The organism is Paraburkholderia terrae (genome assembly GCF_002902925.1).
Lineage (GTDB): Bacteria > Pseudomonadota > Gammaproteobacteria > Burkholderiales > Burkholderiaceae > Paraburkholderia > Paraburkholderia terrae.
The window spans coordinates 2485942-2506225 of record NZ_CP026113.1 but is presented as its reverse complement, the minus strand read 5'-3'; the positions used below and the strand labels follow the sequence as shown (position 1 = coordinate 2506225).

Below are 20284 nucleotides of genomic sequence, written 5' to 3'. Positions count from 1 at the left end.
GATCGAATCTCGTTCTTCGAGACCGGGCCAGTCCGGATGAGGCCGATCCGTTAGCACTGTCCCGAAGCGGAGATACTTTCGCTTGCGTTGCAATGCTGCCGGGCCGTGCAGCATCGCATGCGGATAAGCCGCCGCAGCTTCTTCGGCATACATATGATGAAACAGGCTCGGACAGACGTATGTAATTCGGGAAATGTAACGCGAAGAAGCGCGATAGCCCGATGCTCGACTGACGCAATCGAACCGAAAGCCGCGCCGGCTCAACGCGGCGAGACGACGATCGCCGCGCGGCGGTTCTGCGCCCGGCCCGCGTCCGTGCGGTTGTCACCCACCGGGTCGCGCTTGCCTTTCCCGATGGCGTAGACACGGCCGGGAGCAAGGCCGATGTCGACGAGTTCGGCCGCCACTGTCTCGGCACGGCGCTCGGACAACCGGAAGTTGTAGGCGTTCGTGCCTACTGCGTCGGTGTAGCCGTAGACGCGGACGCTGACAATGCCGACCGACACGAGCGTGTGGCCGATCCGCTCGACGATCCGGCGGACGTCCGGCTTGAGGTCGTAGCGGTCGAAGTCGAACAGGATCGGTTCGCTCGAGCCGAGCTCGAAGCCCTCTTCGGTCTCCTGGAATCCTTCCGACTTGAGCGCGTTGACTTGCGTCTGAGTCAGTCCGCGATAAAGCGGCTTTGTCTGTGTCTGCGTCTGCGTCTGGCAGCCCTCGAGCAGCATGCACAGAAGCATTGCGCTCGCAATGGACATCCGCCAGATGTTTGCAGGAAACCAGTGTCTCATCATCCCATTCCCCTTGAGTGCTTCCGCCTTGCATGCGCTCTTTCGAACTCATCCGTTATCCCGGCAGCTACGCCAGGCGTTGGCTTCAGGCCGGTCCGGCGACGCCTTCGGCAAACTGCCACGAGCCAGGTCGCGCGCGTTTGGCCCGGTACATCGCCGCATCGGCGGCGCGCAGCAAGCCGACGGCGTCGCCCGCATGATCGGGATAAAGCGCAACGCCGATGCTGATCATGGTGGCCACCGTGCGGCCATCGGGCAAAACGATCATCGGCGCCATGCTGGCCAGCAGGCCCTCGGCGATACGGCCGGCGCTTGCCGCTTCGCGCATTGGCGCCAGCATCACGGCGAATTCGTCGCCACCGAGGCGCGCGACCAGATCGATCTCGCGCAACTGCGTGCGCAGCCGTGCCCCGATGCCGACCAGCACCACGTCGCCGGCTTCATGGCCGAGGCAGTCATTGATCTCCTTGAAACGGTCACAGTCGAGATATAGCACAGCGACCCGCTGGCCCGTGACCGCGGCCGCGCTGAGGGCGCTCGCGAGGCGCGACTCGAACTGAACGCGGTTGGGTAGACCCGTGAGGGCGTCGTGGTTGGCCTGGTGTTCGAGCGCCACGTTTGCTTCGCGCAGGTTGTTTTGCCAGTCTTCGAACTCGTCGAGCAAGGCGTTGAAGTCGTCGCCGAGCTCGTTCAGTTCCGCGATCGCCACGGGCTCGACCCGCTGCCCGAACGCGCGCTCGCGCCGCACCGCGTGGGCGACGCGGGCCAGCGCGCGCAGCGGCGCGACGATATTGCGCAGCAGGCGCTGCGAGCTGACATAGGCGCCAAGCACGCTGACGGCAAGGCAGGCCAGGATGCCGCCGATGCCACCGAGCAGGAAGCCGAAGAACTGGTGACCCTGTCCGCGCACTTCGACCTGCCCGACGACGATGCCGTCGTGCAGCACCAGTATGGTCACGGGCCCGGGCAAGGCAATGTCGGCGACGTCCCGCTCGAGCCTTGCGATCGCACTTCCGGCGGGCAACTGCCACGCCGCGAACGGCAAGCCCTTGCCATCTGTGACGATGACCTCGGCCACGTCCTCCTTGTTAGCGATCAGCGCGATCGCCTCGGCCGCCGCGACGCGATCGCCGAACACCAGTGCTGCCTCGACCGTATAGCCGAGCGAGCGGACCAGCAGATTCAGGTTATTGCCGGCATAGGCACGTAGCGCGATCACGGCGACGAGGATCAACGATACGGCGGCCATCGCGATGGCGACGAAGGCGAGGCGCAGGTGCGCGCGACGCAACACGCTCTGCAACGTCGGGCGCGGAGGGGAAGCGGGGGCGGCGGCCTGTCTCATGGCGTCAGCGCCGGCCGGGCGAGCTTGAGTACATTCGGGTGAACCCGTACGCCGCTGCGCGCCACGGCGTCGAGATTGATCTCGAAGGTGACGCGTTCGCCATCGACATTGAGGCAGAACATGCTGCCGACGGCGCAGGACGGGTTATGTTCCGAGATGGTCAGCACCGGGTGGCCCACCACGGCGGCTCTGATCTGCTCTCTCTCATCGTCGCTCAGATTGCCGAAATAGACGACGTCGCAGCGTGTACCGATGGCGGGGTCACCAAAGCCGATGCGCTGCACGTCGAGCGGCGTCGAGCCGACCTGCAGCGTGTCGACCAGACCGTGGGCGTAGTCGGGGCGGCCCGTCACGCACATGCGCAGGCGGGTTGGCGGCGTGGGCCAGCGCGTGAAGCTCACGATGCCTAGCACGGCCTGGCGTACGGCGGCGTCGCTCGGTGAAATGGCGGGTTCGGGCTGGCTCGCGTTGTTGACGGCGGGCGCGGCGCTGGCTGGACCGGCTGCATTGGCGGGTGTCTCGGCAAGCGCGGCCGGTGCCGCGCTCAGCGCGCAGGCCACTGCGAGCAAGGCATTGCACGGCGAGGCGGCCCAGCCGCGCCAACCGGACGTTGGCCGCGCAGCGACCATCGCCGCGCCCCTTGGCGTGGTCGCCGCCGCACGAAAGGCAGACGTCGCGCGCACCCTCATATGCATGATGAAACACTCGATGGCGTCAATCCCGGCGCTGCAGTCAGGCTCCCGTCATTCGCGGGCCTGCACCATGTTACGCGCACGGAAGTTCATGTTACGCACAAAGTCGCGCGACCAACCGTATCGCCTGTAACACGCATACGATTATTGTGTACAGCGAGCCGTTCAACAGGCACTGTCGCGTTAAATTGTTCGCGACGTAGTATTGCTGGGGCCGACCTCCTTCCCAGAAGCCAGCCGGATTCTGGGTGAGATCAGTGAAACGATGCCAGGCAGCGAAGCGTTCGCCGAGTTGTTTTCGATAGAGCGAAGCTCGCAGCAAGTGTCGCTTTATCGCAAAGTGCTGGCGGATTGGACCGAAGCTCGACAAGAAAGCTTGCGTGCGCTCGGGTCTGGTGGCGGAACGGCCTATCCGCACATGCCTCCTGCCTCGCGCACAGGCAGGTGAAGGATTGATCGTAGACCGGCGAACAGGGTGGCGCATCCGTGGCCTGGGGAATGCTTTGCAAAGCCGTCAGGCCAACCGTCTGCTGGCGGAAAGTTAAAGTTTGGCTCCCGCATTCCGATATATGTACCAGACAGTTAAAATTTTCCTGACCTTGCACCGGGTGCGCCCCGATTAAAATGAAAGTCTCGACCAAGCTCCTTATCCTTGTCAGCGTTGCGCTGGCGGGCGTTATCGGTGTCGCTGCAATTGCCCTTTCGCAACTTGATCGTGCGCTTATCGACGGCCGTAAAGCGCAGATCGTCACACTGCTGACCAAGGCCGAGCATCTGACCCTGTACTACCAGTCGCTCGAAACGAGCGGCAAGATGAATCGCGCCGACGCGCAAGCCGCCGCAAAAACAGCGCTGAGCCAACTCAACGCCGACACCAAAAGCTATTACTGGGTGACCGATACCGACAGCATCAATCTGGTTCATCCCAACCCACGCCTGATCGGCACCAAGACGGGCGGCAACAAAACGACAGAGGGTAATCTGACCGACACCCAGGCATACAAGCAAGGGCTGGCGAGCAATCACATTGCCCTCGTCGACGTGCTGATCAAGCGCACTCAGGACGGTCCACTTGAGGCGAAGCTGCAAGGTGTGGTTGACATCCCGGCATGGGGTTGGTGGATCGGCACAGGATTTTTCTACGACGACATCAACGCAGCGTACTGGAAGCTTGCAAAGACCTTGATGAGCATCTCCCTTGTGATCCTGCTCGCCGTTGGGACGATGGCCTGGTTCATGACTCGCGGCGTGTATCGCGCTCTCGGCGGTGAACCGTCAGACGCCGCGGCGTTTGCTGCGCAGATTGCCGCAGGCAACCTCGCGTCTGAGATCAGGCTCGCGCCATCGGATCGCTCAAGCCTGCTCTATGCATTGAGTGAAATGCGCCTGAAACTTCGCGATGTGGTGCGCGACATTCAGCGTTCGAGTGATTCGATTGCAACCGGTTCGGGAGAAATCGCTCAAGGCAATATCGACCTGTCGCAACGCACTGAAGAGCAAGCGGCATCGCTGGAAGAAACGGCTGCGAGCATGGAGCAATTGACGGCCACCGTAAAGCAGAACGCGGACAACGCAAGGCAGGCAAGCGAACTGGCCGTCCTCGCGTCTGACGCGACCGGGCGCGGCGGTCAGGCCGTCGATGAAGTCATCGGCACCATGCGAACGATCGCGGACGAATCGCGCAAGATCGGCGAGATCATCGGCGTAATAGAAGGTATCGCGTTCCAGACCAACATTCTGGCATTGAACGCGGCCGTCGAAGCCGCGCGCGCGGGCGAGGAAGGACGCGGCTTTGCCGTCGTCGCGGGCGAAGTAAGGACGCTGGCGCAACGCAGCGCGTCCGCAGCCAAGGACATCAAGGAACTCATAGGCTCGTCGGTGGCGCGCGTGGACGACGGTACGAGCCAGGTCGCAATCGCCGGAGAGCGGATGAGCGAGATCGTGCAGTCCATCAAGCGTGTCAGCGGCATCATGGGCGAGATTGCAGCCGCGTCCGTCGAGCAGAGCACGGGTATCGAGCAGGTGAATCGCGCTGTTTCGCAGATGGATGAAGTCACCCAGCAGAACGCGGCACTTGTCGAAGAAGCTGCTGCGGCGGCTGCGTCGCTTGATGAGCAGGCTGCAAAGTTGCGGGCGACCGTGGGGATTTTCGAGCTTTAAAGAGAATTGGCCCCGTGTCCTTTCTTCGCTATCTGACTCGAAATCTACGTCATCCGAAATATCGGTTGTAGTAGGGAACTTCAGAGCAACGGGGACTTGCAACCGTCACGGCGAGGGCTTGCTCGCGAAGTGCCCCTTCGATCAATCATCGCGTGTCTGGCCGATCGCTACTCCAGCGTCCGTATCGAGTTGCTGATACCTCTCGCGCAGTCGATAACGGCAGGGGCGAGCTTCTGACGCGCGTCTTCGAAGGTCCATCTGCTTGTAGGAGCAACCACATGCACGGCAGCAACCGGGCGCCCCTGGCTGCCGATCACGGGCGCCGCGATCGACATATCGCCGATGAACAGTTCCTCGCGGTTCGTCGCATAGCCTTGCTGGCGCGCCTCGGTGAGCCGCTCGCCTAGCGCAGCGAGGTCCGTCACGGTGTTCGCCGTGAACGCAGCCCGGTCCATCTGTTCCAGACGCACGAGTGCTTCTTCCACAGGCAATGCGCTCAGATACGCGCGGCCGCTGCCTGTGCAATACATCGGGATACGACTGCCGATCGGCATGTGGATCGGCACGAACTTCGTCGACACGAAGCGTGACACGTAGACCATCTCGTCGTCGTCGGGCTCGGTCAGGTTCGTCGTTTCGCACGTGATGTTCGTAAGCTCCGACAGGAATGGATTGGCGACGTCGATCAGCGTGTCGGCGGCGAGATAGTTGAAGCCGATCTGCATCACGCGCGGCGTGAGTTGATAGCGGCGTGTCAACGGATGCTTGCGGATATAGCCGAGCTTTTCGAGCGTGTAGACCATCCGCTGCGCCGAACTTTTCGACATCGACGTCGACTCCGCGACTTCCGCCAGCGTCATCGTTCGGCGCTTTGCGCTGAACGCGCGCAGCACATTCAAACCCTTCTCCAGCGATTGATTGAAGAGCAGGTCGGAGCCGTTTCCGGCGGCGCTGTCGGAAGGCGAAAGGTCCATCGTCGTCTCAGTGGTGAACTCGATATCACATCATATCGTATCGAATATCGATACGCAAAAATCTCTTTGCGATTTTTTTGATTCGATTATCATGATTTCGCAGTCACAAAACGAAATCCGCCAGCGGTCACACTGACGCGCCGGCTCCCGTCTGGAGATATGCATGGTCACGTTTGCCAAACGCTTCACCCTGTTTGCTGCTGGTCTCGCCGCCTGTTTCGCAATTTCGTCGGGTGCCGCGCGCGCCGCCGAGCCTGTCTACAAGGTTGGCGCAACGGCCACGGGTGTGCCGTTCACGTTTCTCGACGTGAAGTCGAATTCGATCCAGGGGATGATGGTCGACGCCATCGACGCCGCCGGCCGCGCAGCCGGCTTCAAGGTCGAGGTGCAGCAGAACGTGTTCTCGGCGCTGATTCCGTCGTTGACCACGCAGAAGATCGACATCATTTCCGCGGCGATGCTCAAGACACCGGCGCGCCAGCAGATCGTTGACTTCTCCGACACCGTCTATTCGTATGGCGAAGGTCTGGTCGTGAAGGCCGACGACAAAGGCCATTACACGTCGATGGACGACTTCAAGGGCGAAGTGGTCGGCGCGCAGGTCGGCACCGCGTTCGTCGATGCGCTCAACAAGAAGGGCATCTTCAAGGAAGTCCGCACCTACGATTCCGTCGCGGACATCATGCGCGACGTCGCACTGGGCCGCATCAAGGCAGGCTTCGCGGATCAACCCATCGTCGCGTATCAGTTGCAGCAGGGTGCCAACACGCAGGTGCGGCTCGTGCCCGAGTATCAGTCGGCTGTGAAAGGACAGGTGTGCTTCATCGTGCGCAAAGGCGACACGGCAACACTGGAACAGCTGAATAGCGCGATCAGGAAGATGAAGGCCGACGGCACGCTGCAGCAGATTCTGCAGAAATGGCACATGAGCTGAACGACACGGCGTATCGCTGCATTCGAACCTGTCAGCGTGTGAACGCACGCGGACGATCTGCCAAGCGTGTCAGGAGGCGCGATGTTTTTGCAGAATGCAATCGACTTTCTGCCGATCCTGCTGAAGGGCGCAGTCATCACCATCGAGATCACGGCCTGTGCATTCGTGCTCAGCTCGATTCTCGGTCTCGCGCTCGCGCTGCTGAAGGTGTCGCGTAATCGCGCGGCATCGACGTTCGGCAGCACCGTGATCAATCTGATCCGCGGGCTGCCCATCATCGTGCAGCTTTTCTATATCTATTTCGTGCTGCCCGACATGGGCGTGCAACTGTCGGCGTTTCAGGCGGGCGTGATCGGTCTGGGCATCGCGTATTCGGCGTATCAGGCGGAGAACTTCCGCGCGGGCATCGAGGCGATCGATCACGGGCAGATTGAAGCTGCGCACGCGATCGGCATGCGCGGTCCGCTTATCATGCGGCGCGTGGTGCTGCCACAGGCGTTCAGGATCGCGCTGCCGCCCTATGGCAACACGCTCGTGATGTTGCTGAAGGATTCATCCGTTGCGTCGACGATCACGGTTGCCGAAATTACGCGTGCGGGACAGCTGATTGCGTCGTCGACGTTCCAGAACATGACGGTGTACACGCTTGTCGCGCTGCTCTACCTGGTTCTGAGCCTGCCGCTGATGTTCAGTGTCAACCAGCTTGGCAAGCGACTCGCCGTGAGGAAAAGCCGATGATCGAGATCAACGGAATACACAAGCGATTTCACAATCAGGAAGTGCTCAAGGGCGTGAGCCTGAGCGTGAAGGCCGGGGAAGTGGTGTGCCTGATCGGGCCGTCTGGTTCGGGTAAATCGACGGTGCTGCGCTGTATCAACGGTTTCGAAACCTACGATGCGGGCTCGATCACCATTGATGGCGTGCGTGTCGATGCGCACGCGAAGAACATCCACGAATTGCGCATGCGCGTGGGCATGGTGTTCCAGCGTTTCAATCTGTTCGCCCATCGCACGGCCCTCGAAAACGTGATGGAAGGGCCCGTGTACGTGCGCCGCACGCCTGTGGCCCAGGCGCGCGAACAGGCGCGGCAACTACTCGACAAGGTGGGGCTGTCGCATCGGATGAATGCGTACCCGGCGGAACTGTCGGGCGGACAGCAGCAGCGTGTGGCGATTGCGCGCGCGCTTGCAATGGAGCCGGAAGCCTTGCTCTTCGACGAACCGACCTCGGCGCTCGACCCGGAGCTTGTCGGCGAAGTGCTGAACGTGATGCGCTCGCTCGCACGGGACGGCATGACGATGGTGGTCGTCACGCATGAGATGGCGTTTGCGCGCGAAGTGGCCGATCGCGTGTGCTTCCTGCACGGCGGCACGATCTGCGAAACGGGTCCGGCGCGCGACGTGCTGACCGACCCGAAGCATCCGCGCACGCAGGAATTCTTGCGGCGTCTGCTTTCTTCCAGCGACGCTCACGCTACTGCCAACCAGAACTGAACATGATCGAAGTGAATGAAGGGGCCGCGTTGCCCGATTCGCTGTGGGCCGCGACAGCGCAGCCTGCGCCCGACACGCCGCCGCTGCGCGAGTCGGCATCCGTCGATGTGGCGATCGTCGGCGCGGGCTTTACCGGTTTGTCCACGGCTTTGCATCTGGCCGAACGTGGCGTGAAAGTGTGCGTGCTCGACGCGGCCGAGCCAGGCTGGGGTGCATCGGGCCGCAACGGCGGGCAGGTGATTCCGGGCCTCAAGTACGATCCCGACGAACTCGTGCGGCGCTTCGGCGAAACGGCGGGCAACCGGCTGGTCGAAACAGTCGGCGCGGCAGCCGATAACGTCTTCGATCTGATCGGCAAGTACGGCATCGAATGCGAAGCGGTGCGCCGCGGGTGGATTCAACCCGCACCATCGGCGGCGATGCTCGAAACCGTGACGCGCCGCGCGCGGCAATGGGCGGCGCGCGGCGTCGAGGTCAGTCTGCTCGATGCCGCACAGGTGTCGCAACGGCTGGGTACGAAGAGCTATATCGGCGGATGGGTTGATCATCGCGCGGGCAGCATCCAGCCGCTCAGTTATGTTCGCGGCCTGACGCGTGCGGCACAAGGGCTGGGCGTGGCCATTCATGGACGCACGTCGGTGACGCGGCTCTCGCGCAACGCGCGCGGCTGGCGCCTCGAGACGCAGGGCGGAGCGAGCGTCGACGCGCAGCGTGTCGTGATCGCCACCAACGGTTATACGGGCGCGCTGTGGCCGGGCTTGCGGCAATCGGTGATCGCGGCGAACAGCTTTATCGTCGCGACGCAGCCGTTGCCGCGCGGAATCGGCGACGACATTCTGCGCGGCGGCGAGGTCGCGTCGGATTCACGCCGACTGCTGCTGTACTTCCGGCGCGATGCGGCGGGCCGTCTCTTGATGGGTGGGCGAGGACCGTTTTCCGAGCCACGCGCAAACGGCGACTGGGCACACCTGGAACGTGCCGTGGAACTGATGTACCCGCAACTGAAGGGGATAAGCTATGAATATCGATGGGCGGGGCGTGTCGCAATCACCGCGGATTTTCTGCCGCACATTCATGAACCCGCACCTGGGCTGAGCATCGCGCTGGGCTATAACGGACGCGGCATCGCGATGGCCACAACGGTCGGCAAGCACCTGGCCGAACGCATGTGTGGGGAATCGCCTGCATCGTTCCCGTTTGCAGTGACACCGGTCAGGTCAATTCCGTTTCATGGCCTGCAGCGCTTTTACATCACGGCTGGTGTCGCGTGGTATCGCTTGATGGACGCCGTCGCGTAACGCGGATTTGATTCGAATTCAATGAGTCGCCGCGACGGCTTCGGCGGTGCGCCCGGCGAGTCCTACGCGGCGGTCGAGGCTGCCGCTCCACGCCGTCAATCCGAACGCCAGCACGGTCACGGCAGCGGCGATCCACGGCGTGTGGCCCAGCCCCAGGTGCGCGACGATCACGCCCCCCAGCGACGACCCGCCCGCCACGCCGAGATTGAACGCCGCGATGTTAAAGCCCGACGCGACATCCGTTGCTTGCGGCGCGAACTGCTGCGCCTGCTTGACGACATAGACCTGAAGGCCGGGTACGTTGCCGAACGCGACAGCACCCCACGCGAGCATGGTCAGCACGGCGAGCCACGCGTTGTGCGACGTGAACGTGAACACCAGCAGCACGGCAGCGAGCAGAAGGAATATCCGCTTCAATGCTTTCACAGGTCCTTGCGCGTCGGCGAGTTTGCCGCCCCACACGTTGCCGACCGCGACGGAAACACCATACGCGACGAGCACCATGCTGACCTGCGACGGCGTGAATCCCGTGATCTGTTCGAGAATCGGTGCCATGAACGTGAACGCGATCAGGGAGCCGCCGTAACCGACGGCCGTCATCGCATACACCAGCAAGAGGCGCGGATGAACGATCACGCGAGCCTGCTGGCTGAGCGATGCCGGACGCTTGTGCGGCAGGTTGTTCGGCATGAAGAACAACGCGCCGAGCATCGCGATGAAGCCGAACAACGCGACGACGAGAAACGTCGCGCGCCAGCCGAAATGCTGGCCGATGAACGTGCCAAGCGGAATGCCCGCGACGAACGCGACGGTCATGCCGCTGAACATCGTGGCGATGGCGCTCGCGGACTTTTCTTTCGGCACGAGCGTTGTCGCGATGATCGAGCCGACCGAGAAGAACACGCCGTGCGCGAGCCCCGTCAGAATGCGCGCAACGACAAGCGATTCATACGAAGGCGCGCGCCACGCAACCAGATTGCCGATCGTGAAGAGCGCCATTAGCGCGATCAGTAAGGTCTTGCGCGGCACGCGCCCTGTCAGGGCGGTCAACAGCGGTGCGCCGATCGCTACGCTCAACGCATACAGACTGACGAGCAGACCTGCGGAGGGGAGCGTGACGCCGAGATCGGCGGCGATCGTCGGGATGAGTCCGACGATGACGAACTCGGTGGTCCCGATTGCAAAGGCGCTGAGCGTCAGCGCAAAGAGGGCAAGTGGCATGGTCGTCTACCAGGAAGCATGATTGAAAGGCTTTAACGGATGGACGAAGTGTGCCCGCTTTACTTTTGCAGAAAAACTGGTCTATAAATGAAACACTTTTGATTTCAGATCAAGTATGAAAGTCACTCTCGACGAACTGCAAACCTTCGCGGCCGTGGTCGACACGGGCTCGATCACGGCCGCTGCCGAGCAACTGGAGCAGACCGTTTCCGGCGCGAGCCGCACCTTGGGACGACTCGAGGAAAAGCTGCAAACCACGCTGCTGCGCCGGACCACACGGCGCCTCGAACTGACGGAAGAGGGCAAGGCCTTTCTGCAAAACGCGCGCGAGATTATCGATGCAGTTGAGAACGCCGAAGAGCAACTCGCCGCGCGCCGCGAGCGGCCTTCCGGACGGTTGCGCGTCGACGCGGCCACGCCGTTCATGCTGCACGTGATCGTGCCGCTCATCGCGGGTTATCGCGCGCGCTATCCGCAGGTCGAACTGGAACTGAACAGCAACGAAGGCATCATCGATCTGCTCGAACGCCGCACCGACGTCGCGATCCGGATTGGACGGCTCAAGGATTCGACGCTGCATAGCCGGCCGGTGGGCAGCAGTCGCATCCGGGTGCTGGCCACGCCCGAGTATCTGAAGGCGCATGGCCATCCGAAACGCGTGGACGACCTCGCCAAGCACTCGCTGCTGGGATTTACGCAGCCCGAGTCGCTCAACGTCTGGCCGCTGGTTGGGCCGGACAATGAGTTGTATCGGATCGAGCCAGCCATCTCGTCGTCGAGCGGCGAAACGCTGCGGCAACTGGCGCTGGAGAGTGCGGGCATCGTTTGCCTGTCCGACTTCATGACGGGCCGTGACCGTCGCGAAGGCCGGCTCGTCCAGATTTTTGCGCGGCAGACTCAGGATGTGCGGCAACCGATCAATGCCGTCTACTATCGCAACACGGCGATATCGGCGCGCATCGCGTCGTTTGTCGATTATCTTGCTGAGGCGGCGAAGACGACGGAGTTCGCGCGCTAGCCTGCCCGGCAGTCTCTGCTTTACCTCTCTGCAAAATCCCTTCTCGCTTCACTGCCTATTGTTGTCGTGCAGGCAACATGGTGAACGCGTTCGCGGTGCTTCTGGCGTTCGATCTCCAAACCTACAATCCGTCTCGACGATGGTCGCATGAGCAATGTCGCCAACGTCGATCAGGCGCGTTCGCCAACGCTTTCCGCAAGCGTTTCTGCGCCTGTCGTCGACTTCGCAACTCTCTAAACGAAGGCAATATCATGTCGCAGAAGATCCTGATTGTGGGTGCTGGCTTTGCCGGCGTGTGGGGCGCGCTAGGCGCCGCTCGCGTGCTTGATGGCGCAGGTGTGAGAAGCAGCGACGTTGAAATCACGTTGATTTCGCCGAAGCCCGAACTGCAGATCCGCCCGCGTATGTACGAGGCCGAGCCGCAGAAGATGGCTGCGCCGCTGCTGCCGCTGCTCGATGCCATTGGTGTGAAGTATGTCGAAGGCAGCGTCGACGGCATTTCGGTTCAGGACAGGACGGTGAGCGTCGTGTCGGCCAACGGACAAAAGCGTTCGCTCGCGTATGACCGCCTGCTGCTGACGAGCGGCAGCAAACTCAGCAGGCCGCCTGTTCCCGGTCTGGAGCACGCGTTCTCGGTGGACCGTATCGAGGATGCAGTGGAACTCGATAACCATCTCGACGCGCTGGCGAAGCTGCCCGCTTCACCCGCCCGCAATAAGGTGGCCGTGGTTGGCTGCGGATTCACGGGCATCGAAGTCGCAACGGAACTGCCGAAGCGGTTGCGCGAGAAGTTCGGCGCGGATGCGGCGATTCGCGCCGTGGTGATCGGCACGCAAGATGAGATTGGTCCGGATCTCGGGCCGAATCCCCGTCCGTTCGTCGCCGAAGCCTTTGAGTCGCTCGGCGTCGAGGCTGTGCTGGGATCGGGCGTGGTGGCCGTCGATGCCGGTGGCGTTCGCACGGCGTCGGGCCAACGCATCGAAGCGAGCACGGTGATCTGGGCGGGCGGCATGCGCGCGAGCCCGCTGGCCGCGCAGGTGTCGTCGAATCTCGACCCGCTCGGACGCGTCGAAGTGGCGCCGGATTTGCGCGTGCCCGAAGCGCCCAACGTATTCGTCGCGGGTGACGTCGCGAAAGCGTTGACCGACGACAGCGGCCGCTACGCGCTGATGTCCTGTCAGCACGCCATCGTGATGGGCCAATTCGGCGGACACAACGTCGCGGCGGATCTGCTCGGCGTGCCGACGCTGACGTATCGCCAGCCGTTCTACGCCACGTGCGTCGATCTCGGCGAATGGGGTGCCGTCTATTCGGAAGGCTGGGATCGACAGATCAAGCTGACGCACGCCGAAGGGAAGGCGCGCAAGCAGATGATCAACACGCAGTGGATCTATCCGCCGGCGCCGAATCGCGCAGAGGCATTGGCAGCGGGTAATCCGCAAGCGTCTTTCGGCTAAGCCGTTAGTGCCGCCCGAGCCGTAGCGGCGAGGGCGGCGAACGCATGTTGCACTTTCTGTCTTTTCAATGGAGCGCGCCATGAGATCCAACGTTCTGTTGCGGGCAACGTTCTGCTTACCGGTGCTATTGGCGATCGTGCCGGTGATGGCTGTTGCCGAGCCGTTCACGGTCAAGGTGGATGGCCTGACGCGTGGACAGTTCGTGAACGAACAGGTGTACGGCGGATTTGGATGTCACGGCGACAACATTTCGCCGCATATTTCGTGGTCCCATGTTCCGCCTGCAGCGAAGAGCATCGTCGTGACGATTCATGATCCCGATGCGCCAACGGGCGGACTGGGCTGGACACATTGGGAAGTCGTCAATATACCGGCGTCGGAATCATCGATCGAAAAGGGCGCTTCAGGCAACTCGAAATTGTTGCCGACAGGTGCAATGGAAACATTGACGGATTTCGGCGAGTCGAAATACGGCGGACCTTGTCCGCCTCAAGGTACATCACATCGATACATCGTTACAGCGTCGGCGTTGAGCGTGCCGAGTATCGATGTGAAAGCGGCGTCAAGCCCGGCGCTCGTCGCTTATCAGATGCACGGGAAAGTGATCGCACAGGCGCGCTATGTTGCGAAATATCATCGGACGGCGGAATGACTACTCGCGCGAGGACATCTATCTATTTCATTGCGGAACAGTTCGCGCTCTCCGCATAGCGCAATTCTTCTCCTTTCCTTGTCGATAAGACTACTGAAGTAGTCGATTCGTTTCGGGTCAATTTGACATCGCGTGTTGTCAACTCGCTGAAAACAAAGCGTTCTTATGCTGGCCCGATCCTTGTTATATGAAGTGGGTCGTGACGGCATGCGCTGTGGCCCAACGACAAGAAGAACTTAATCGACAAATGAAAAGGAAAGAACCATGTTTGAAGGATTTGAGAATCGCCTTGCTGTCGTGACGGGTGCAAATTCCGGTATTGGTCTTGCGACGGTTGATCGTCTTCTGGCGAGCGGTGCTCGCGTGCTGGCGATGAGTCGCACGATGGGTGAACTGGATTCGTTGCAGTCCAGATATGGTGACACGCTCAAATGGGTAAAAGGGGATGTCACGCAAAGCGGCGATTTCGCGGCGCTTTCTGAACAGGCCCGTCAGATGGGCTCTGTCGACTTTCTGGTCCCCAATGCGGGTATTGCCGAGCTGGCCAATGGCCTGGAAGTATCCGCATTCGAGCGGCAATGGACCGTGAACGGCGCTGGTGCGCTGAACACGTTGTCGATCTTGAGAGAGCAGTTGGGAAAGTCTGCATCGGTCGTTTTCATCGGGACGTTTCTGTCACAGGTCACGTTTCCGGGACTCGCCGCGTATATCGCCTCGAAGACTGCGCTCAAGGCACACGCAAGGACGCTCGCAGTCGAACTCGCATCCGATGACATCAGAATCAATATCGTCTCGCCCGGTCCAACCGCGACGGCAATCTGGTCCAGCCTGGGATTGCCGCAAGCGCAGCTTTCCGCGGTTGCGGAACGCGTCAATCAGCGTTTGCTTCCCGGTCGCTTCCTTGAACCCGCCGCCATTGCGGATGCGATCATGTTCCTGCTCTCGCCCGCGTCACGCGGTATCTATGGCCAGGATCTGATCGTCGATAACGGATATACGCTGCAGTAAGCGGATCGAGCGACTGCGTCGAGTCGAGCTTAACGCAGCCGCTCATCACGCAGCTGTGCTCTGGCATGAATGACCAGTCGCCGACACTCGGCTTCCGACTTGCCGATGACCGCTGCGACCTCTCGATAGTCCGCGCCAAAGATCTCGTGCAGCAGAAACGCCGCGCGTGCTTCGGGCGACAGGCGTTCGATCAGCATCAGGAATGCGACTGATACCTCGTCGGCGCGTTCGTTCATTCCGTCTGGCATCGTGGGCGGATCGCTCATGTCATTCCGCCTTGCGCAGGACAGCGGCGACCTGTTGCGCGGACCGTTCGATTTCTTCCTCATTGAAAGGCGCGAAACCCATCACGAGGCCCGGCGGATGATGATGGTGCTGCGTGTATCTGCCCAACGGCGCCGCGTCGATGCCCGCGCCTCTCAGCTTTTGGACGGCGGTATGCTCGTCGACCGAAAGCAGCCGGCCAACCACGTCGAGCCCCGCAATGGCCGGCTGAACTTCGATCAGATCTTGCCAATGCTTCTGTGCCGCGCGCTCGAACGCATGAGCGCGGCGCGCATAGATTTTCCGCGTGCGGCGCACGTGCCGGTCGAAATGGCCTTCGCCAAGAAAGTCTGCAAGAACGGCTTGCGTCAAACCGCTCGCGCTACGGACGGTGAGGGACGCCGCGCGAACGAAAGGCTCGACCAGACGCGGCGGCAGTACCGCATAGGCGAGCCGCAGCGATGGAAACATCAGCTTGCTGAATGTTCCCGCCAATACGACGTGCTGATCGGCACCGGGAAGACTCCGCAACGCCGGCAGCGGATGCGAGCGAAAGCAATACTCGCTGTCGTAGTCATCTTCGAAAATGATCGTGCCGTTCGCGGCGGCCCAGCGTAGCAGCGCAGCACGCCGTTCGTTCGACAATGGCACGCCGAGCGGCGCATGACGCGTCGGCGTTACATAGACGAGCGCGGCCGAAGGCGCGTCGCGCATGCCGTCGTGTACGCGCAAACCGTCGTGATCGACGGGAACATCGACCACATTCGCACCGCTCGCGTGCATGATCTGACGCGCGCCCACGTAACCGGGGTCTTCCATCCAGACGGTGTCGCCCGGCCCCGTCAACAACCGCATGCAAAGGTCCAGCGCGTGTTGCACGCTACCGATGACGACGATCTGTTCCGGCGGCACTCGCACGCCACGCGCAATGGCGAGATGGTCGGCAATCGCCGCCCGTAGTGCCGGCAATCCGGCAGGACTCGTGTCATTGAGTGTGAGCAGGCGCGAGGGCCGCAATTGCCGCACATGCAACTGTCGCCACAAATCGATGGGAAAGAGGCGTATGTCGCCGCGGTGCGGGAAGAAAGGCTGCGGCAGCGTGTTTGCGCCTGAGAGCGGAAATGGCGGATCGTTTTCCTTGAGCCGCTTGATCCAGGGCGCGTGCGATTCGCGCGCAAAGCCTGCATTTGCAGCAACTGATGGTGCAGATATCGGTCTGGCAGGATTCCGTTGGTCCGGCAACGCCGCGCTGACCCGTGTGCCGCTTCCCGTGCGGGTGACCAGATAGCCCTCGGACAACAGTTGCTCGTACGCAGCCGCAACCGTGCCTCTCGCGAGATTGTATTGCTGCGCCAATGTACGGGTGCCCGGCAGCACGCTGTCGCAGGGCAGGCGGCCACTGACTATCGCCAGCCTCAATGCTTCGTACAGCCAACGCTGCAAGCCTTCTTTGGGATCGGGCGTGCCCAAAGGCAGGGACCATACGATGGTCGACCTTGCGCGTCTATTCGTACCCGCCAGGGCGTCACACCGATCGTTCATAGCATTTGCAGAGTCTATAGCTGGAGCATGTGGCAGTAGTGAGATTGCTTGATACTGACGCTAATAAGTGCGGCAATACGCAATTGGGAAATCCATTCCCTCATAGCCAAGACGTTTTATGCGCGGAGTTTGTGACATTAGAGAACGTGATAGAGAAAGTGGACCAGCTTGCGAATCGCAAACTGGCACATTACATGTAGGCATTTTCATCGTACTGTCGTGACATCAATGGGCCGGTTCCGGTTAGAACAATCGCGACCGGCGAATCGGTCCACCGCTTTACACACTGTTGCGATGATGAACGTTCGACGCCAGGCTCCAAACGATGCAGACTTTATTGGCATCGTTGCTCCACAGCCTCGCAAATTGCCGCGCCAGTCGCGCGCAGCACACACAATCGAAGCCTTGCTCGAGGCGGCCGTTCAGATCGTCACGGCGGACGGACCGCGAGCGCTCACGACGACCCGAGTCGCAAAGCGATCCGGCTTTGCCGTGGGGACGATTTACCAGTACTTCGCGAATAAGGACGAACTGATGGGCGCGATGGTGCGTCGTCACGTCGATCATGTCGTGTGCTTTCTGGAGATCGCGTGTCGCGATGCGCAAGGGGAACGTCCCGAAGCAATGGTTGACGTGCTGGCGAATGCCTTCATTGCCGTGAATGCCGAACGTTTGCGTGAAGTTCATGCGATTCATGCCGTCTGGGCACAGATAGGGACGGCGGCGTTGCTCTATGAGGGTTCTGCGCGCCTGCATCAAGCAACGCTCGAAATGATTTCAAACGTGATTCAGAGGCACGCGGCACGGATGGAAATGATCAGCCACGCACTGGTTTCGATTCTGATCGGAACGCTCCGCGCACTGTTCGAGCGTGGCATGGACGAAGAATTGATGACTGTCATGCGGGAGCAACTCTTGAGCGCCCACATCGTGCGGACGGGTGACGCTCTCGATGGATCGGCTAACTACTCAACACCGCCCGTCGCCAATGTTGCGACATGACTATCCCGCATACGCTCATCAGCATCGAAATGGCCAGAGTCATCCAGTCGATGACGGCTGTCGGATCGGCGATCCGCAGTATGACCAGTGAGAGCGGCGGGCACAGATACGATATCGAACCGAGAAGCCCCGGATCGCAGAACCTGGATGCGTGATTCCATGCGACAAACGCTATTCCGAGCGGTCCCACGCCGATTGCCGCGATCCACGCAACGTCGCGAGCGGACAGTTCGACAGACGGACCGGCCACGGCATGCACGGCAAGCGCAGCAAGGCCGCTTGCAGCGCAGAACCCACCGACAGCCCACGCGCTATGCGCTTCGAACCTTGGTGTGAGGAACGTATAGCCCGCCCAGACGACAGCGGCCGCAGCGGCGAAACCATATCCGATCGAATTGCGCGCCTCGAACGTGCCATTCGTCATGGGTTGCAGCACGAGCACCGCACAGCCAATGAAGCCGATTGCGCAGCAAGTCAGTTCGGCAAAGCATCCTCTCTTGCGTCCATTGCAGACACTCGACATGAGGACGAGCAGGAACGGCCACGTGTAGTTGATCAGGTTGGCAACGGGAACCGACCCATACGTGAAAGATTTCAGCAAGCAAAAGTGATAGAGGAAAAGACAACCGGACCCGAAGATGAATGTGGACCATCTGACTTTCCATGCGCTGATATGCCGGAGCGTGACGAGACTTCCGGCCAGCAGTGCGAGCCCCGTGACCAGCAATGGAGGAAGATGTCGCAGTGGCATGCTCAGCGTTGCAAATGCCGACCAGAGAATGATCGCAGTGAACGCGGCGATATAAGGTCTCATTGTGTGCTCCTGCGCGACGTGCTCGTCGCAGTGTCATCCGCCCCGCACTGAAGGTTGAGCATTCTTATCTGCTCGAGCATGAAGTCGATAAAGAGCCGCATGCGGGACGGCATGTGCTGTTTGCTCAGATAGCACAGAAAATGGCTTCGATCGTCCGGTGCATATTGATCCATGCAGGAAATCAGTTTGCCCGTCGCAATGTGATCGCAGGCCTGATAGCCAGCCACCTGCGCGATCCCCTGACCATCGAGGACTGCATTGAGCACAAGATCCGCGTCATTGAAGGTCAGATGAGCGGACGGGGCGTGTTTGATCAGCTCGCTTGCTACCTTGAATTCCCATTCGTAGATTCTGCCGGACGAGAAGCGGAAATTGATCGCGCGATGCCGTGGCAGATCCTGGATTTCCGTCGGCAATCCTTTCTCCATTACGTACTCAGGAGAAGCGCAGAGAAGCATGTGCATGGGAATGATGCGGCGGGCAATGATCTGGCTGTCGTCCACCCGGCCGTTCCTGAATGCGATGTCGATGCCGTCGCTCGTAAAGTTGGCTGGGCTATCGCACAGCATCAGGTCGATCGAGACCTCTGGGTACAAGTCTCGAAACCGGCTCAACAGCGGCGCGACAACTTTTCTTCCGAATCCTACGGTGGAGCTGATCCGCAATAGTCCACGCGGCGGTCCGCCGCGCAGGTCGCGCATTCGCTCGATCGCGTTCAGGATGCCGTCGATACCGGGCTTGCACGATTCGTAAAAGATCTCCCCTTCAGCTGTCAGCCCGACGCTGCGAGTGGTACGTGAAAAGAGCTTGGTGCCGAGTTGCTGTTCCAGTTTCTGTATGTTCCGGCTAACGGATGATCGTCCAATGCCGAGACGATCTCCCGCCTTGGCGAAACTTTCTTCCTTCGCAACGGCGATGAAGGTCATGACGGCGGCGTAGCTTGTCGTGAATCCTGCTGACAGCGTGTCCATAACCTCTTCCGACGGGAAGCCTGATTGATTGCACATGGTCGATTCCATGAAGACGTTTTCCTCGCGAAGTCGATTCGACGCTGGTTTATAGTTGATTAAGCAGCGTTATAGGCAAAACACTATGGACTTATCGCAAGCGCTAACAGCCGCTAACAACAAATAGCAGACAAAAAGAGACAGGATCGACGAACATTTGCGCTCGTTGATCCCTCAAGGAAACGGGATGCGTGATCGGGCAAACCGAATACGGAAGACCGCACAACAAGACGCGCAAGTGATCGCTTCATTTCTTCTGGCGCTCAATAACGCCGATGCCGGTGCTATGGCGGCACTCTTCAGAGACGATGCGCTCGTCAATGATCAGCTTCGTGATTTTTGGGGACGCCCCGCAATCGAGGCCTGGATCGCCAGAGAAGTCATTGCCGATAACCTGAGAATCGAAGTTCTGCAGGTGTCTCAGCACTATCGCGTGACGACGGTGGTTGGCGCCGTAACAGGCACATTCGATTCAAGAGGATTGCCAAACCCACTCGTCGTCAATCTTCATTTTTCACTATTCAACGGACAGATTGCGCGGCTCTTCATTCTGCTCAACCGTCAGGTCGATACATTCCCCGATGTGCGGTGTCGTACCCTCAAAGCAATATAGCG

19 protein-coding genes and 2 pseudogenes are annotated in these 20284 nt (G+C 60.8%); 11 read left to right on the top strand and 10 right to left on the bottom strand.

Translation table 11 applies throughout. The features are described from left to right. Nucleotides 1–260: 260 nt before the first annotated feature. The 4 genes and pseudogenes from yfiB to C2L65_RS46845 all read right to left on the bottom strand — a co-directional run. Entirely contained in the window at nt 261–788 is a 528-nt protein-coding gene (gene yfiB, locus C2L65_RS40980) for an outer membrane lipoprotein YfiB (RefSeq protein WP_042305722.1), read from the bottom strand. A gap of 85 nt (nt 789–873) precedes the next feature. Further along, nucleotides 874–2133: a diguanylate cyclase DgcN/YfiN gene (gene dgcN, locus C2L65_RS40975; RefSeq protein ID WP_042305630.1), complete on the bottom strand. Its 1260-nt coding sequence runs from the start codon at nt 2131–2133 to the stop codon at nt 874–876. After that, nucleotides 2130–2828 (bottom strand): regulatory sequestration protein YfiR, encoded by a 699-nt coding sequence (gene yfiR, locus C2L65_RS40970; protein ID WP_042305629.1) that lies wholly within the window; start codon nt 2826–2828, stop codon nt 2130–2132. Before yfiR ends, dgcN begins: the two co-directional genes overlap by 4 nt. Before the next feature lie 232 nt (nt 2829–3060). Further along, a pseudogene (locus C2L65_RS46845) lies at nt 3061–3216 on the bottom strand (IS6 family transposase); the annotation flags it as partial. Between the two features lie 233 nt (nt 3217–3449). Here C2L65_RS46845 and C2L65_RS40960 point away from each other — a divergent pair. Beyond that, nucleotides 3450–4985, top strand: coding sequence for a methyl-accepting chemotaxis protein (locus tag C2L65_RS40960; RefSeq protein ID WP_042305628.1), 1536 nt, complete (start codon nt 3450–3452; stop codon nt 4983–4985). A gap of 167 nt (nt 4986–5152) precedes the next feature. Here the strand turns inward: C2L65_RS40960 and C2L65_RS40955 are convergent, their stop codons facing one another. Continuing rightward, the gene (locus tag C2L65_RS40955) at nt 5153–5959 is read right to left on the bottom strand and encodes an IclR family transcriptional regulator (protein ID WP_042305627.1); all 807 of its coding nucleotides are present in this window, start codon (nt 5957–5959) and stop codon (nt 5153–5155) included. 163 nt (nt 5960–6122) lie between these two features. Between C2L65_RS40955 and C2L65_RS40950 the strand changes: the two genes are divergently transcribed. From C2L65_RS40950 to C2L65_RS40935, 4 genes are all read left to right on the top strand, one after another. Continuing rightward, nucleotides 6123–6893, top strand: a complete 771-nt coding sequence (locus C2L65_RS40950) for an ABC transporter substrate-binding protein (protein WP_042305626.1) — start codon at nt 6123–6125, stop codon at nt 6891–6893. 81 nt (nt 6894–6974) lie between these two features. Beyond that, complete coding sequence (locus tag C2L65_RS40945) at nt 6975–7631, top strand: amino acid ABC transporter permease (protein WP_042305625.1); 657 nt, start codon at nt 6975–6977, stop codon at nt 7629–7631. Continuing rightward, nucleotides 7628–8386 carry an amino acid ABC transporter ATP-binding protein gene (locus C2L65_RS40940; protein ID WP_042305624.1) on the top strand — a complete coding sequence of 253 codons (759 nt, stop codon included), beginning with the start codon at nt 7628–7630 and terminating at the stop codon, nt 8384–8386. Before C2L65_RS40945 ends, C2L65_RS40940 begins: the two co-directional genes overlap by 4 nt. A 2-nt stretch (nt 8387–8388) precedes the next feature. Continuing rightward, nucleotides 8389–9684 (top strand): NAD(P)/FAD-dependent oxidoreductase, encoded by a 1296-nt coding sequence (locus tag C2L65_RS40935; protein WP_042305623.1) that lies wholly within the window; start codon nt 8389–8391, stop codon nt 9682–9684. Between the two features lie 18 nt (nt 9685–9702). Here C2L65_RS40935 and C2L65_RS40930 read toward each other — a convergent pair whose 3' ends face one another. After that, on the bottom strand, nt 9703–10905 hold the full coding sequence (locus C2L65_RS40930) for an MFS transporter (RefSeq protein ID WP_042305622.1): 1203 nt from the start codon (nt 10903–10905) through the stop codon (nt 9703–9705). 115 nt (nt 10906–11020) lie between these two features. On the opposite strand from C2L65_RS40930, the gene C2L65_RS40925 reads away from it, so the two are divergent. The 4 genes from C2L65_RS40925 (at nt 11021) to C2L65_RS40910 (ending at nt 15040) form a co-directional block, all read left to right on the top strand. Further along, nucleotides 11021–11923, top strand: coding sequence for a LysR family transcriptional regulator (locus C2L65_RS40925; protein ID WP_042305621.1), 903 nt, complete (start codon nt 11021–11023; stop codon nt 11921–11923). Between the two features lie 251 nt (nt 11924–12174). Further along, nucleotides 12175–13380 (top strand): NAD(P)/FAD-dependent oxidoreductase, encoded by a 1206-nt coding sequence (locus C2L65_RS40920; RefSeq protein ID WP_042305620.1) that lies wholly within the window; start codon nt 12175–12177, stop codon nt 13378–13380. Nucleotides 13381–13459: 79 nt separating this feature from the next. Beyond that, on the top strand, nt 13460–14032 hold the full coding sequence (locus C2L65_RS40915) for a YbhB/YbcL family Raf kinase inhibitor-like protein (protein WP_042305619.1): 573 nt from the start codon (nt 13460–13462) through the stop codon (nt 14030–14032). Nucleotides 14033–14296: 264 nt separating this feature from the next. Beyond that, nucleotides 14297–15040 (top strand): SDR family NAD(P)-dependent oxidoreductase, encoded by a 744-nt coding sequence (locus C2L65_RS40910; RefSeq protein WP_042305618.1) that lies wholly within the window; start codon nt 14297–14299, stop codon nt 15038–15040. 38 nt (nt 15041–15078) lie between these two features. On the opposite strand, the pseudogene C2L65_RS40905 reads toward C2L65_RS40910, so the two are convergent. Together C2L65_RS40905 and pdxR are read right to left on the bottom strand one after the other, a co-directional pair. Further along, a pseudogene (locus C2L65_RS40905) lies at nt 15079–15276 on the bottom strand (sigma factor-like helix-turn-helix DNA-binding protein); the annotation flags it as partial. Between the two features lie 31 nt (nt 15277–15307). After that, a complete protein-coding gene (gene pdxR, locus C2L65_RS40900; RefSeq protein ID WP_233446665.1) occupies nt 15308–16774 on the bottom strand; it encodes a MocR-like pyridoxine biosynthesis transcription factor PdxR in 1467 nt (488 codons plus the stop codon). 300 nt (nt 16775–17074) lie between these two features. On the opposite strand from pdxR, the gene C2L65_RS40895 reads away from it, so the two are divergent. Further along, nucleotides 17075–17848: a TetR/AcrR family transcriptional regulator gene (locus C2L65_RS40895; protein ID WP_233446664.1), complete on the top strand. Its 774-nt coding sequence runs from the start codon at nt 17075–17077 to the stop codon at nt 17846–17848. Here the strand turns inward: C2L65_RS40895 and C2L65_RS40890 are convergent. Both C2L65_RS40890 and C2L65_RS40885 read right to left on the bottom strand, forming a co-directional pair. After that, nucleotides 17808–18662, bottom strand: a complete 855-nt coding sequence (locus tag C2L65_RS40890; RefSeq protein ID WP_042305614.1) for a DMT family transporter — start codon at nt 18660–18662, stop codon at nt 17808–17810. The genes C2L65_RS40895 and C2L65_RS40890 overlap by 41 nt on opposite strands. Further along, nucleotides 18659–19681: a LysR family transcriptional regulator gene (locus C2L65_RS40885; protein ID WP_042305613.1), complete on the bottom strand. Its 1023-nt coding sequence runs from the start codon at nt 19679–19681 to the stop codon at nt 18659–18661. The genes C2L65_RS40890 and C2L65_RS40885 overlap by 4 nt, the downstream gene beginning before the upstream one ends. A gap of 175 nt (nt 19682–19856) precedes the next feature. On the opposite strand from C2L65_RS40885, the gene C2L65_RS40880 reads away from it, so the two are divergent. Then, the gene (locus C2L65_RS40880; protein WP_042305612.1) at nt 19857–20282 is read left to right on the top strand and encodes a nuclear transport factor 2 family protein; all 426 of its coding nucleotides are present in this window, start codon (nt 19857–19859) and stop codon (nt 20280–20282) included. The last annotated feature ends 2 nt before the right edge of the window (nt 20283–20284 follow it).

Coding starts and splice junctions, on each gene's coding strand:
- yfiB (WP_042305722.1), bottom strand. CDS start 788: ATGAGACACTGGTTTCCTGCAAACATCTGGCGGATGTCCATTGCGAGC.
- dgcN (WP_042305630.1), bottom strand. CDS start 2,133: ATGAGACAGGCCGCCGCCCCCGCTTCCCCTCCGCGCCCGACGTTGCAG.
- yfiR (WP_042305629.1), bottom strand. CDS start 2,828: ATGCATATGAGGGTGCGCGCGACGTCTGCCTTTCGTGCGGCGGCGACC.
- C2L65_RS40960 (WP_042305628.1), top strand. CDS start 3,450: ATGAAAGTCTCGACCAAGCTCCTTATCCTTGTCAGCGTTGCGCTGGCG.
- C2L65_RS40955 (WP_042305627.1), bottom strand. CDS start 5,959: ATGGACCTTTCGCCTTCCGACAGCGCCGCCGGAAACGGCTCCGACCTG.
- C2L65_RS40950 (WP_042305626.1), top strand. CDS start 6,123: ATGGTCACGTTTGCCAAACGCTTCACCCTGTTTGCTGCTGGTCTCGCC.
- C2L65_RS40945 (WP_042305625.1), top strand. CDS start 6,975: ATGTTTTTGCAGAATGCAATCGACTTTCTGCCGATCCTGCTGAAGGGC.
- C2L65_RS40940 (WP_042305624.1), top strand. CDS start 7,628: ATGATCGAGATCAACGGAATACACAAGCGATTTCACAATCAGGAAGTG.
- C2L65_RS40935 (WP_042305623.1), top strand. CDS start 8,389: ATGATCGAAGTGAATGAAGGGGCCGCGTTGCCCGATTCGCTGTGGGCC.
- C2L65_RS40930 (WP_042305622.1), bottom strand. CDS start 10,905: ATGCCACTTGCCCTCTTTGCGCTGACGCTCAGCGCCTTTGCAATCGGG.
- C2L65_RS40925 (WP_042305621.1), top strand. CDS start 11,021: ATGAAAGTCACTCTCGACGAACTGCAAACCTTCGCGGCCGTGGTCGAC.
- C2L65_RS40920 (WP_042305620.1), top strand. CDS start 12,175: ATGTCGCAGAAGATCCTGATTGTGGGTGCTGGCTTTGCCGGCGTGTGG.
- C2L65_RS40915 (WP_042305619.1), top strand. CDS start 13,460: ATGAGATCCAACGTTCTGTTGCGGGCAACGTTCTGCTTACCGGTGCTA.
- C2L65_RS40910 (WP_042305618.1), top strand. CDS start 14,297: ATGTTTGAAGGATTTGAGAATCGCCTTGCTGTCGTGACGGGTGCAAAT.
- C2L65_RS40895 (WP_233446664.1), top strand. CDS start 17,075: ATGGGCCGGTTCCGGTTAGAACAATCGCGACCGGCGAATCGGTCCACC.
- C2L65_RS40890 (WP_042305614.1), bottom strand. CDS start 18,662: ATGAGACCTTATATCGCCGCGTTCACTGCGATCATTCTCTGGTCGGCA.
- C2L65_RS40885 (WP_042305613.1), bottom strand. CDS start 19,681: ATGGAATCGACCATGTGCAATCAATCAGGCTTCCCGTCGGAAGAGGTT.
- C2L65_RS40880 (WP_042305612.1), top strand. CDS start 19,857: ATGCGTGATCGGGCAAACCGAATACGGAAGACCGCACAACAAGACGCG.